The organism is Anaerococcus marasmi (assembly GCF_900290195.1).
Classification (GTDB): domain Bacteria; phylum Bacillota; class Clostridia; order Tissierellales; family Peptoniphilaceae; genus Anaerococcus; species Anaerococcus marasmi.
The window spans coordinates 85,023-97,673 of sequence record NZ_OLMF01000005.1 but is presented as its reverse complement, the minus strand read 5'-3'; the positions used below and the strand labels follow the sequence as shown (position 1 = coordinate 97,673).

The window sequence follows — 12,651 nt, the reverse complement described above, 5'->3', positions numbered from 1 at the left end:
TCAATTATAATTTTGACCACAATTTACCCAATCGAGTAGGGGCTAAGTTATAGCCCCTCTCACACCACCCGTACGTGCCGTTCGGCATACGGCGGTTCAATATTTTCTTGTATCATATTATTTATTACTGATGTTTCTATTTAACTTTATTCTTTTTGTATCCGAACCTTGAGAAATGAATACGTCATTCCTTGTATTCCATCAAGTCATAGTCTATCCTTTTCAAATATTACAATAAATATCGTTCCTCCCTTCGCTCCATTTCCATTACAGAAACTTCTTCACTACTATGGAGTCTGCTGACTTCTCATAGTTCGTTGTTACTACTGTGTCGTCTATGAGACCTCACGGGATAAGTCCTAATACTTTCATCGTTTACTCGCAGAATTTACGCTTTGGGTTTACGGTTACCTTTTGGGTCTTTGCTATCTTTAGCTAGCTTGCCCGCCTGCTACGCCTTATATTCTGTTCCTGTTCGTCAAACCACGATTTCGCTACCCGTTCTTCTCTCCTAGATGTCGCCACCTAAAACTTCGGGATCGCTATTAGATTCGTTGGTAACTACGCTCTGTAGGGAATTTCACCCCAGCATTAGAACATGCCCGTCATACATAAAAACAAAAAGCAGGACTGAGCCCCTGCTTTTTGTATGCCCATTTGGGAACTATTGATATTCACTAATATCACAAAGTTTGAGAGCTTTGTGGCTTTGTTAAGAGGTCGCTTCTCTTAAGATTATTATATTTTAATAATCCTTAAAATCAAGGATTAAAGGGTAAACAAAAAGCACCTCACTTATAAGGTGCTGATTTGGTGCGGGATAGAAGACTTGAACTTCCACGACCTTAAAACCGGTCACAAGATCCTTAGTCTTGCGCGTCTGCCAATTCCGCCAATCCCGCTCGTGTATTACTTTTATATAATACACTTATTTTTTCCTTTTGTCAAGTTTTTTTATAAAACCATGGACAAAAATTGTTTGCTACGTTCTTCTTTCGGATTTTGGAAGAAGTCTTCTGGATTTTCTGATGTCTCTACGACCTCTCCCTTGTCCATAAAGATTACTTTGTTTGATACTTCTCTAGCAAAGCCCATCTCGTGAGTTACTACAACCATGGTCATCCCGTCGTGAGCAAGCTCTTTCATAAGTTCTAGGACCTCTCCTACCATTTCTGGATCGAGAGCGCTTGTTGGTTCATCAAAGAGCATGAGCTTTGGCTTCATCATAAGAGCCCTTGCTATAGCTACCCTTTGCTTCTGTCCACCAGATAGGCTTACTGGATAAACGTCTTTTTTGCTTGAAAGACCTATTCTTTCTAAAAGCTTCATGGCCTCATCTTCTGCCTCTTTCTTGTTCATCTTCCCTCTCATTACTGGAGCGAGGGTAAGGTTATCGATGATAGACATATTGGAAAATAGGTTGAAGTTTTGAAATACCATTCCTATCTCTTCCCTGAGTTTGTTTATATCTACATTATTATCGTTGATTTTCTTCTCTTCGAAGTAAATATCTCCCGAATCTGGTTTTTCTAGAAGGTTAAGGCAACGAAGGAAGGTTGACTTTCCAGAACCAGATGGGCCTATGATTGATATTACGTCCTTTTTGTCGACATCTAAGTCGATACCGTTTAGGACTTTCAATTCATCGAATGATTTTTCTACATTTTTTACTTTAAGCATATAGGAATCCTTTCTCTAGTTCTTTGAATATTTTCTCCATAACTAGGACTATGACAAGATAGATTATAGCTGCGGAGAAGTAGGCTGTTGCTGCATCAAAGGTTTGACTTATTACGATTGATGCACCCCTTGTAAGATCAGCAAGTCCTATAAAGCCTGCTATTGATGTTTCCTTAAATAGGGTTATAACTTCGTTACCTAAGGCTGGCAAAGAGTTTTTGACAGCTTGTGGCATTACTACCTTTTTCATCATTTGTAGGTTGGATAGGCCAAGACTTCTTGCTGCTTCTTTTTCTCCCTTGTTAACTGAGTTAATTCCTCCCCTAAATAGCTCCGCCATGTAGGCTGATGAGTTTAAGGCAAAGGAAATTATAGCTACTAGAACTAAGTTATCTAGGTTTACTAGGATTACATTAAACATTATCAAAAGTTGGATTGTGGAAGGTGTTCCACGGATTATTGATACAAATATTGCGAATATTTTATCTAATAGAGCAAGTAGGAATTTTGGAATCCCTCTTAGTTCATCTCCAATGTCAATCTTTGCAGACCTAACTAGGGCAATAATAAGTCCTAAGACAAAGGAAAGGATTAGGGCGCATACTGTTACTTTCGCTGTTATTTTTAGGCCGTCTAATAGATATTTATAAGATCCATTATCGATAATTGTTGATTTGAATCTGCCAATAAGTCCCTTACTTTCTTCAACTTCAAAAGGACCTTGGTATTTGGCCATTATTTTGTCAATTTCTCCCTCTTCTTTAAGCTTTGCGATAGCTTCGTTCATTTTTTCTAGAAGGACAGGATTATCTTTATTAACTGCTATGGCATATTCTTCTTCAAGATATGGTGTATCTACTATTTCTAGATCTTTGTTAGCATTTACGAAGTTTTCTGCACTTTGCTTATCTAAGATTACAGCGTCTATTTTCTTACTTTGAAGGGAGAGGATAGCATCTGGGACCTTATTAAAGGAAGATACATTTTCTTCTCTGAAATCGTCTTTTGCTATGGTGTCTCCGATAGATCCCAGTTGGGTTCCTAGTTTTTTCCCTTCCAAATCTTCGATTTCTTCTATATCAGAGTCTTTTCTCTTTACTATAATTTGGCTAGTCTTGGCAAAGGGTTCGGTAAAGTTTACAGATTTCTTTCTTTCTTCAGTTACTGTAAATCCTGCTGCTCCTCCGTCGACCTTACCTGATTGGATACTTGCTATGATATTATTAAAGTCCATGTCGTGAAGTTTAACCTCAAGGCCTAACTCATCGGCTATTGCCTTAACTATATCAGGGTCAATTCCTACGATCTCGTCTCCTTCATAGTATTCATAAGGAGGGAAGTCTGCGCTTGTACCTAAGTCTATCACTCCATCATCTACTATTTTTTCTTCTGCAAATGCTTTTGTTGGTATAAGTACAAGTAGAGCCAAAAGCATAGCCAGTAGTCCATATTTTTTGTTTTTCATAACTTACCTTTCTAATTTTTCCTTTACATAGGCGATCTGCCTTAGAACTTCTTTCTCACTAGGTCCACCTAGGGAATCTCTCTTGTTTACCGATGTGTATAAATCTATAGCTTGGTAGATATCTTCTTCAAATAAGTCCGATTCATTTTTATAAATTTCTAGGGGAAGATCTTCCAAGCACAGATTTTTTTCCATGGCGTATTTTACAAGCCTTGCTGATATATGGTGGGCATCCCTAAAGGAGAGATTCTTCCCAACGAGATAATCCGCTACGTCAGTTGCGTTAAGATAGCCCTCCTTAGAGGCAGCTAGCATCTTCTCCTTGTTGACCTTAAGGCTTTCTATCTGTCCTGCCATTATTTTAAGCATAGCCCTAATGGTATCTATACTTTCAAATATTCCTTCCTTATCTTCCTGCATATCCTTAGAATAAGCAAGAGGAAGGCCCTTCATCATAACCATTGACTGATTTGTATTTGCAATAAGTCTTGCTGCTTTAGCCCTTATAAGCTCAGCCATATCAGGATTTTTCTTCTGGGGCATAATGGAAGAGCCTGTAGAATATTTATCGTCGATTCTTACAAATGAGTAAGGTTGGGAGGAAAATATTATTAGCTCTTCTGAAAGTCTAGATAGGTGGATAGATATAAGGGATATAATCGAAGATAATTCAATCACATAATCCCTATCGCTTACTGCATCCATGGAGTTTTGCATAAGAGATGTAAATCCTAGCTTATCTTTGACAAAGTCCCTATCTATATCATAGGTAGTACCCGCTAGGGCACAAGCTCCCAGTGGAAGCTCGTTCATCCTTTGCCTAAAGAACTTTATTCTTTCTATATCTCTTAATCCCATCATAGCGTAAGCCATGAGGTGGTGGGCGAAAGTTACGGCTTGGGCTGCCTGAAGGTGGGTATAGCCTGGCATTATGGTCTTGGTGTTTTTCTCAGCAAGTTTTATAAGAGATGCCAGATAATCCTTGATATCTTCTAGGATATTTTCACACTCATCTCTTAGATAAAGTTTAAAATCTGTTGTAACCTGATCGTTCCTTGACCTTGCTGTGTGCATTTTCTTACCGACAGGACCGATCTCTTCGATAAGCCTTGCTTCAACAAAGGTATGGATATCCTCGTAGGATTCGTTGACTTCTTCCTTGCCTTCTTTAAGATTCTTATAGATTAAAGAAAGACCTGTGATGATTTTTTCTTTTTCTTCATTTGAGATTATATTGTTTTTGCCGAGCATTTCTACATGGGCGATAGATCCTTCTATATCACAATATACTAGTCTTTTATCGATTTTTATCGAATCGTTAAATTCTTCTGCAAGCTTATCCAACTCACCTGAAAGCATTCCGCTCCATAACTTCATTTATTTCTCCTAATCTTCTTTCATTACTGCTGCATAAGTCTTTGTGGATAGACCAAAGAGGTTGATAAAGCCGGTTGCATCTTCTTGGCTATAAACATCATCTTCTTCGAAGGTTGCAAGTTCTTCATCAAATAAAGCCTTATCTGCAAAAATTCCTGCAGGATACATATTTCCCTTGTATAGTTTTACCTTAACACTTCCGCTTGTATTTTCATTTACCTTTTCCATAAATAGGTCCATAGCTTCCTTAAGTGGGGTCATCCATTTTCCTTCATAGACAAGACTTGCATAATCAAGGCTCATCTTTTGCTTGTAGGCTAGGGCTTCTGGATGTATTGTTACTGATTGGAGTTTCTCCAAGGCGAAGTATAGGAGACTAGCTGCTGGGTTTTCGTATACTCCCCTGCTCTTCATTCCAACAACCCTGCTTTCTACCATATCATCGATTCCTATTCCGTGACTTCCAGCGATTTTATTTAAGGCCTTAACCATATCGCTTCCCTTAAGTTTCTTACCATTTAATGCAGTAGGTTTTCCTTTTTCAAAGGATATTTCTACAATTTCAGCCTTATCAGGAGCTTTTTCTGGCGGAGTGATCCAATGGAGGATTTTGTCAAGGTCTGCTTCATTTTCTGGATTTTCTAGGTCGAGACCTTCGTGGGATAGGTGCCAGATATTCTCATCCATGGAGTAGTCTTCTTCCTTAGTGAAATCTAGCTTGATGCCGTGGCTTGCTGCATAGGCTTCTTCTTCGCTACGACCCTTGATATCCCAAAATCTCCAAGGAGCAAGGACCTTAATCTTAGGATCTAGAGCTGCTATAGAAAGCTCAAATCTTATTTGGTCATTTCCCTTTCCTGTACAACCGTGTACTATTAGATCTGCTCCTTCTTTTTCGTAGATATCTACTAAGACCTTGGCTATAAGTGGCCTAGCTATGGCAGTTCCTAGTAGGTACAAGTTTTCGTATTTGGCTCCAGCGAGAAGGGACTTGTAGGCATACTCTTCTATAAATTCATCTTCTACATTGACATTGTAAAACTTGCTAGCTCCTTGACCTAGGGCCTTTTCTTTTAGCTTATCTGAATCTCCCACCTGACCTAAGTCGACTGATACACAAACCACTTCGCCTACACCCTTTTCCAGCAACCAAGTCGTAAGGACTGATGTGTCTAGCCCACCTGAGTAGGCAAGTATAACTTTTTTCGCTTCTTTTAACATTTGATATTCGTTTTGTTTCATTTTTAATCTCCTTAATTTTTATTAATCAATATTAGCTATACGTGCCTAAGACTCTTCTGGTAACAAAAAAGAGCCCTCATCCCAAAAGGGACGAAAGCTCGTGATACCACCCATATTTATCTATCCTTCACAAGATAGACCTCATCAAGTACTAACATACTCTAACTCTGTAACGGGAGTCCCCGTATAGGTCTCCTTGTATCGACCTATATGCTCTGAGGTTCTTTTCATTAACCGTCTGCTTATCCCCTCGCACCAATCGGGATTCGCTTGAAGCTTCAAATTAATTACTCTTCTCTTCAACACATTTTCTAACTAAATCTATTGATTGATTACATTTTACAAGGTCATGGATGATTTGTCAAATATTTTCTTAAATAAATAAGTTTGCGCATACAACTGATACTACAGTCATAAGTTTGATAAGGATGTTTAGAGATGGACCTGATGTATCCTTGAATGGGTCACCTACAGTATCTCCAACAACTGATGCCTTGTGAGCATCTGATCCTTTTCCATCTTCTCCTGGGAGTGTTTCGATATATTTTTTAGCATTATCCCAAGCTCCACCAGAGTTTGACATAAAGATTGCCATTAGTACTCCAGTAACTAGGGCTCCTGCTAATAGTCCTCCTAGGGCATATGGTCCTAATACTTTTCCTACAAAGATTGGAACGATTATTGCAAGAACTCCTGGAAGGATCATTTCCTTAAGAGAAGCTGTAGTTGAAATATCAATACATCTTGCATAGTTTGGTTCAACTTCACCCTTTAGGATTCTATCATCTGATCTAAATTGGCTTCTAACTTCTTCGATCATTTCTGTAGCAGCCTTACCAACTGAATTCATAGTAAGTGCTGTAAATAGGAATGGAAGCATAGCTCCTATAAACATTCCTGCAACAACCTTGGCATCAAGAATTGAAATTGCACCAAGATCTAGTGTTTCTGAGTATGTTACAAATAATGAAAGTGCTGTTAGGGCAGCTGATCCAATTGCAAATCCTTTACCAATTGCGGCAGTTGTATTACCAATTGAGTCTAGCTCATCTGTGATGTCTCTAACTCCTTCTGGAAGATAGCTCATTTCAGCAATTCCACCAGCGTTGTCTGTGATTGGTCCATAAGCGTCAACTGTAACAGTTGTTGCTGTTGTTGAAAGCATACCTACAGCAGAAAGCGCTATACCAAATACTCCATTAGCCCAGTAAGCAACCATAATTCCCAAAGCAATTAGGACAATTGGGAATACTGTTGAAAGCATACCTGTTGAAAGTCCTGCGATAATGTTTGTGGCAACACCAGTTTTAGATTCATCCGCGATGTTTCTAACATATTTATACTTATCAGATGTGTAATATTCTGTAAGAAGACCTACGAGTATTCCTACCACAATACCAACTATGATAGCCAAAGCTGCATTTAGACTCTTAAAATAAAAGAATGAAAGAATCAAGCTTGCAACAAGAACAATTCCTCCTGAAACATAGATTGTATTCATTAGAGATTTTTGTGGGTTGGTGTGCTTTTTAGTCAAGAACATAATGCTTGAGAAGATACTAGCTAAAATTCCTATAGCAACTAGGAAGAAGGTAAACTTCATTCCGCTATCGCCGCTTGCTATAATACCTAGTGTTACCGCAGAGATGATTGCTCCTGAGTAAGACTCGAAAAGGTCAGCACCCATACCTGCCACGTCTCCTACGTTATCTCCTACATTATCAGCGATAACTGCTGGGTTTCTTGGGTCATCTTCTGGAATTCCTGCTTCAACCTTACCTACAAGGTCAGCTCCAAGGTCAGCTGCCTTTGTATAGATACCACCACCAACTCTTGCAAAAAGAGCTACTGATGAAGCACCTAGGGAATATCCCATTAGGATAGCTGGGTCTCTATACACAAGGTAAGTTATCATAATACCTAAAAATCCAAGACCTGTAACGGCAAAACCCATTACTGATCCACCAGAAAATGCTACCTTTAAAGCACCATTTGTTCCATCTTCAAGAGCCATATTAGCACATCTAGCATTAGCTTCTGTTGAAACCCTCATACCGATGTAGCCTGCTAGCATTGAAAATACTGATCCTAAAATATAGCAAATCATAATCTTAATATTTAAGAAGATTGCTATTAGGACTGATACAACTACGACAAATATTGCGATGTACTTATATTCACGGCTTATGAAAGTCATAGCGCCGTCTTTAATATGAGAAGCAATTTCTGTCATTCTCTTATTACCTGCAGATACAGGCATAATTTTTGATTTGATTGTAAATCCCATAAATAATACTGCGAGGATCGCCACAATCAAGGCCAAAATTTCTACGAACATAATTTCCTCCTATTCATAATAATTTTAATATATATTGGTAAATTTTCAAGTTTTATTATAAAAATCACCAACAAAATAAAAAGAGGACAGAGCGAAGAAAGAAGATATAGCCTTCGCTAACTCCATCCCTTAAAAAACCATCAAGCTAATTGGGCGAGATCGCCCCGCTTGATCGATTTTCTCATGGATGGGGCTAACAGTGAAACTATAAATTCACTCCGCAACAGTCCCCTTAATATTGCTTATTGAAATTTATCTATATATTATCTATTTACTTAGTTTTCTTCGTATGGTAATAATGCAACTTGACGAGCTCTTTTAATAGCACGTGTTACTTCTCTTTGATGTTTTGCATTAAGACCTGTTACTCTTCTAGGTAGAATCTTACCTCTATCTGTAATGAATCTTTTTAAAGTTTCAATATCTTTATAATCGATAACTTTTGATGGATCTTTTACAAATGGATCTACCTTTTTTCTTGGTCTGAATCTTCTTCCTGCCATCATAAATCCTTTCTTATATTAGAATGGAATCCTTCCATCATCCTCAATCTCAGTAAAATCATCATCAAAGAAATCATCTCCACCATCAAAAGCTTGGTTATTGTTATTATTTCCCCTGTTTTGTTGATAGTTGTTTGTTTGTGAATAGTCATTTCTATAGGTATCTTGATTGTCGTAGCTGTTGTTATTGAAACTTGAAGATTGATTATCAGATCTTGATCCAATAAATTCAACATTATCCGCTACAACATCAGTTGTATAGACAGTTTTACCTGTTTCTCTATCCTGGTAGGAACCTGTTTCGATTCTACCATCTACTGCGCATTGACTTCCTTTTCTGAGGTATTTGCTGGCATTTTCTCCTGGAATTCCCCAAACGGTAATTCTTAGAAAATCTGCTGTAGGACGATTTTGAGCTTCCATTTCGTTCTTCTTCTCTCTGCTAAGTCTCTTATCTACTGCCAATGTAAAAGTACATACGGCTCTTTGAGATTGAGTATATCTCAACTCAGGATCTCTTACGAGTCTTCCGATAAGGATAACTTTATTCATTGATTAGTCCTCTTTTCTGATAACCATGTATCTGATTACAAAGTCTGAAAGTCTTAGTCTTCTTTCAAATTCTTTGATATGTTCTGGCTTAGAATCGAAGTCTACGATGTAATAATAACCTTCTTTAAGATCATTAATTTCGTAAGCTAGTTTTCTTTTTCCCCAGTCATCAACGCTAGTTACTTCACCGTCTTGAGCAATGATATCTTTAAATCTGTCAAGTAGGCTTTCTCTTTCACTATCCGCCATATCAGCTTTGAAAATCAATACTGCTTCGTATTTATTCATGTATCTTTCACCTCCCTATGGTCTTGACCCCGTTAATTTCTTACGGAGTAGAGAATTATTACCTATGTATAATACTATAGGCAATCTCTTTTGTCAAGATTTTTCTTATAGATTATAGCTATTAAGATTAGAGGTCATTTGACCTATAAATCGCATTGGCTATAGCTTGCGACATAACTTTAGCCGAAAGGGCCCCAACTATATTTACATCAGCTGCTATTTTGTTAGTAGCTAGGGCAAATATTGTATCACCATCAAACATGGTATGGACTGGGTTAATTGATCTAGCATAAGCGTCGTGGCTCATCTGACAAATCTTTGTAAGCTTTGTCTTATCGAATGTCGCATTTGTCGCAACAAGTCCTATTGTTGTATTTTTCCCTTCGACTTCAGAAAAGCTTTTGGCAATTCTTTCAATATTATCCATTGTATTTAAGATCTTACCTTCTACCTTAGGACCTGCAATTTGAGTTCCTTTCTCATAATCAAATATATCTCCAAAGGCATTTACACAAACTATGGCAGATACAACTAGCTTTCCTAATTTCATAGAAGCTTGACCGAGTCCTGACTTCATGGCCTTATCCATGCCAAGCCCCTTTCCTACAGTTGCACCTGTTCCTGCTCCTATTATTCCTTCTTCCCTATTATCGTAAGTGGCATTCTTATAGGCAAGCTTTGCCATTTTAGCATCTGGTCTTGCAGAAGGATCCTTGTAGGCCATATCAAATAGGACTGCCTGGCTTACAATTGGGACAATACCGCATCCTACGTCAAACCCTCTTCCGTCTTCTTCTAAAGCTTCCATTAAGCCACTTGCCGCATCAAGTCCATAGGCAGATCCACCTGAAAGAATTATGCCATTTACTTCGCTTACTTGATTGATTGGACTAAGTAGGTCCGTTTCCCTTGTTCCTGGAGCAGATCCTCTAACTTCTACGGCAGCTGTATTTCCTGAATCTGGGATTATCACACTAAGGCCTGTCCCTCCTTTAAAGTCACTCGCATGACCTAGCTTGATCCCACCAACATCTGTTAAAAATCCTTGATAAGTCAATGTAGGTCCTCGTTTCTATAAGTATCCATCATAGAGCCAAAGACTTCTGAACTTGAAGGTGGAGTGTAGGAGATTGCATTGGCTCCTGCCTTAATAGTTTCTAGAATTTGCTCGCCAGTCTTTCCTCCTGTAGCTATAATCGGGAACTTATCTCCAACATTTTTTCTAATCTCACGTACTAGGTCTGCTGTGTATTTTCCTCCTGATACGTTTAGGATTTCAGCACCTGCTGCAATTTTTCCCATATAGTCATTTTCAAAGCTTACAACCGATGCGATCACAGGTATATCAACAAAATCCGATATGGATTTGATATCCTCATTTGGCATAGGCGAGTTTACTACAACACCATAGGCTCCAGCAAGTTCTGCCTCAATCGCAATGTATTTAGACCTTAGTCCTTGGGTCGTACCTCCTCCAACTCCGATAAAGCATGGGACGTTTGATACGTCAAGGATTGCTTGGGAGATAGAGTTTTGTGGAGTGTAAGGGTAAACTGCCATGATAGAATCCGCATTTGAGTTTCTTATTATGGCAAGGTCTGTGGTAAACAAGAGTGACTTGATTCTTTTTTCAAAAATCATAATACCACTGGCCTTATAGATTTCTTTTGGAACTGTGATAAATGATTTTCTAAGTTTTGAATGTACTTGGGGTATGTATTTTTCCTTTTTGTCTGTCATTTTATCCTCTATTTCTATTTTTATAAGCTTTCATCTCTCAAATTATATTCTACAAGCATTAAAAGTTTTTACAATAAAAGACCCAGCAGCTGCCGGGCCTTAAAAGATGTACTTATCTTCTAAACTATTTCCAGTAATATTTTTAGCTATTAAATACTTCTCTATTTAGCTTTCCTTCACTTGCTGCAACTATTAGGGCAGAAGAGTTGGCTGCAACAACATTTGTAGATGTCCTTCCCATATCTGCTAGAGAAGAAATTGGTGCTAGAAGAACTACCATTTCTAAAGGAAGTCCCATAGCTGCAAAAACTGCAGTAGTTGCTATTGTAGCTGTACCTGGTACACCGACAGTTCCTAGAGAAACTAGAAGGGCTATTAGTACTAGCTTAACATAGTCGAATCCTCCAAAATCAAGTCCCATAACATTGATAGTAAGGACAGCATTCATCACTGGCCAAAATCCAGCACAACCAGGCATACCCATGGTTGCTCCAAGTGGAGCTACGAAGGAAGCTATATCATCTGATACTCCTTGAGTCTTTTCTAGATTTTCCATATTTACTGGAAGAGAGCCCATTGATGATTGAGTAGTAAAACCAACTACTTGAGCAGGCCAAGCGTTTTTGAAGTACTTAACAGGATTAACCTTAGCAAATATTGAAACAAGAGCTCCTGTAGTAATAAATGAGTGGAAGGCACTTGCTACATAGCTTAAGACTAGTATTAGTAGAAGTGGCTTAACAGCTTCATAGTCAATCCTTGATACAGCTTCTGCCATTAAAGATAGGACAGCAAAAGGTGTAAGGCTTGTAATCATGCTTGTAAGCTGATAAATTATTTCTGCAAATGAATTTATAAAGTCCTTGAAGGCTGTAACTTTCTCTCCTTCTCCCTTGTCAACTAGCTTAAGAGCAGCTATTGCAACTAGGATAGAAAATACTATTACAGGTATTACCATTCCATCTCCTGCATTTGATATTATATTGGATGGGAAAAAGTTCGTAATTGTCTCTGCTACAGTAGGTACTTCTTTAACTTCGCTTGCTTCTGGCAAAGGAATATTCGCACCCTTACCTATAGAAAAGGCTACGGCAAGGATTAGACCAATTGTTGAACCCAAGACATTGTGTAGACTTAATATGCCCACAGACTTAAGTCCTACACTTCTAAGCTTACCCAAAGATCCTGTGTTTAGAGTTGTTCTTATAATGGTAGCAAATAAGAGCGGTATAACCATTGCTGATAACAATCTTATAAAAACTTTTCCAAAAATTGCCACATATTCAGTTGATCCAGCAAAGAAATATCCCAAGGCTAGACCCAAGATAGCTGCCAAAATTACTCTCTTAGCAAAAGAAACATTTTTTTCTTTCATTTTACCTAAGAGGAAAAATAGGGCTATCGTAATTATCAATGAAATAAATTTCATAATTCCTCCTATATTTTATTTACTATATATAATATCA

Annotated in this window: 11 protein-coding genes, 1 tRNA gene and 1 other annotated feature; all 12 genes read right to left on the bottom strand. The window is 38.1% G+C overall.

The genetic code is table 11. The features are described from left to right. Positions 1-811 precede the first annotated feature (811 nt). The 12 genes from C7D97_RS10110 to C7D97_RS10055 all read right to left on the bottom strand — a co-directional run bounded on the left by C7D97_RS10110 (position 812) and on the right by C7D97_RS10055 (position 12,614). Positions 812-902: transfer RNA gene (locus C7D97_RS10110), tRNA-Leu, on the bottom strand. A gap of 52 nt (positions 903-954) precedes the next feature. Beyond that, positions 955-1,680, bottom strand: coding sequence for an amino acid ABC transporter ATP-binding protein (locus tag C7D97_RS10105; protein WP_105301957.1), 726 nt, complete (start codon positions 1,678-1,680; stop codon positions 955-957). Further along, positions 1,673-3,145 (bottom strand): ABC transporter substrate-binding protein/permease, encoded by a 1,473-nt coding sequence (locus tag C7D97_RS10100; RefSeq protein ID WP_105301956.1) that lies wholly within the window; start codon positions 3,143-3,145, stop codon positions 1,673-1,675. Before C7D97_RS10100 ends, C7D97_RS10105 begins: the two co-directional genes overlap by 8 nt. Before the next feature lie 3 nt (positions 3,146-3,148). Then, positions 3,149-4,522, bottom strand: a complete 1,374-nt coding sequence (gene argH, locus C7D97_RS10095; RefSeq protein WP_105301955.1) for an argininosuccinate lyase — start codon at positions 4,520-4,522, stop codon at positions 3,149-3,151. Between the two features lie 9 nt (positions 4,523-4,531). Then, positions 4,532-5,764 (bottom strand): argininosuccinate synthase, encoded by a 1,233-nt coding sequence (locus tag C7D97_RS10090; RefSeq protein WP_205408078.1) that lies wholly within the window; start codon positions 5,762-5,764, stop codon positions 4,532-4,534. A gap of 83 nt (positions 5,765-5,847) precedes the next feature. Next, positions 5,848-6,076 (bottom strand) — a binding site (T-box leader). 61 nt (positions 6,077-6,137) lie between these two features. Beyond that, positions 6,138-8,102 carry a sodium-translocating pyrophosphatase gene (locus tag C7D97_RS10085; protein ID WP_105301954.1) on the bottom strand — a complete coding sequence of 655 codons (1,965 nt, stop codon included), beginning with the start codon at positions 8,100-8,102 and terminating at the stop codon, positions 6,138-6,140. Positions 8,103-8,377: 275 nt separating this feature from the next. Next, positions 8,378-8,605 (bottom strand): 30S ribosomal protein S18, encoded by a 228-nt coding sequence (gene rpsR / locus C7D97_RS10080; RefSeq protein ID WP_105301953.1) that lies wholly within the window; start codon positions 8,603-8,605, stop codon positions 8,378-8,380. Between the two features lie 18 nt (positions 8,606-8,623). Next, entirely contained in the window at positions 8,624-9,157 is a 534-nt protein-coding gene (locus C7D97_RS10075; protein WP_105301952.1) for a single-stranded DNA-binding protein, read from the bottom strand. A gap of 3 nt (positions 9,158-9,160) precedes the next feature. Further along, positions 9,161-9,445, bottom strand: coding sequence for a 30S ribosomal protein S6 (gene rpsF, locus C7D97_RS10070; RefSeq protein ID WP_105301951.1), 285 nt, complete (start codon positions 9,443-9,445; stop codon positions 9,161-9,163). 127 nt (positions 9,446-9,572) lie between these two features. Continuing rightward, entirely contained in the window at positions 9,573-10,502 is a 930-nt protein-coding gene (locus tag C7D97_RS10065; protein WP_105301950.1) for a P1 family peptidase, read from the bottom strand. Then, positions 10,499-11,185, bottom strand: coding sequence for a hydrolase (locus C7D97_RS10060; RefSeq protein ID WP_105301949.1), 687 nt, complete (start codon positions 11,183-11,185; stop codon positions 10,499-10,501). Before C7D97_RS10060 ends, C7D97_RS10065 begins: the two co-directional genes overlap by 4 nt. Before the next feature lie 142 nt (positions 11,186-11,327). Continuing rightward, a complete protein-coding gene (locus C7D97_RS10055; RefSeq protein ID WP_105301948.1) occupies positions 11,328-12,614 on the bottom strand; it encodes a dicarboxylate/amino acid:cation symporter in 1,287 nt (428 codons plus the stop codon). Positions 12,615-12,651: the final 37 nt, after the last annotated feature.

Coding starts and splice junctions, on each gene's coding strand:
- C7D97_RS10075 (WP_105301952.1), bottom strand. CDS start 9,157: ATGAATAAAGTTATCCTTATCGGAAGACTCGTAAGAGATCCTGAGTTG.
- C7D97_RS10060 (WP_105301949.1), bottom strand. CDS start 11,185: ATGACAGACAAAAAGGAAAAATACATACCCCAAGTACATTCAAAACTT.
- C7D97_RS10055 (WP_105301948.1), bottom strand. CDS start 12,614: ATGAAATTTATTTCATTGATAATTACGATAGCCCTATTTTTCCTCTTA.
- C7D97_RS10090 (WP_205408078.1), bottom strand. CDS start 5,764: ATGAAACAAAACGAATATCAAATGTTAAAAGAAGCGAAAAAAGTTATA.
- C7D97_RS10100 (WP_105301956.1), bottom strand. CDS start 3,145: ATGAAAAACAAAAAATATGGACTACTGGCTATGCTTTTGGCTCTACTT.
- rpsR (WP_105301953.1), bottom strand. CDS start 8,605: ATGGCAGGAAGAAGATTCAGACCAAGAAAAAAGGTAGATCCATTTGTA.
- C7D97_RS10105 (WP_105301957.1), bottom strand. CDS start 1,680: ATGCTTAAAGTAAAAAATGTAGAAAAATCATTCGATGAATTGAAAGTC.
- argH (WP_105301955.1), bottom strand. CDS start 4,522: ATGAAGTTATGGAGCGGAATGCTTTCAGGTGAGTTGGATAAGCTTGCA.
- rpsF (WP_105301951.1), bottom strand. CDS start 9,445: ATGAATAAATACGAAGCAGTATTGATTTTCAAAGCTGATATGGCGGAT.
- C7D97_RS10085 (WP_105301954.1), bottom strand. CDS start 8,102: ATGTTCGTAGAAATTTTGGCCTTGATTGTGGCGATCCTCGCAGTATTA.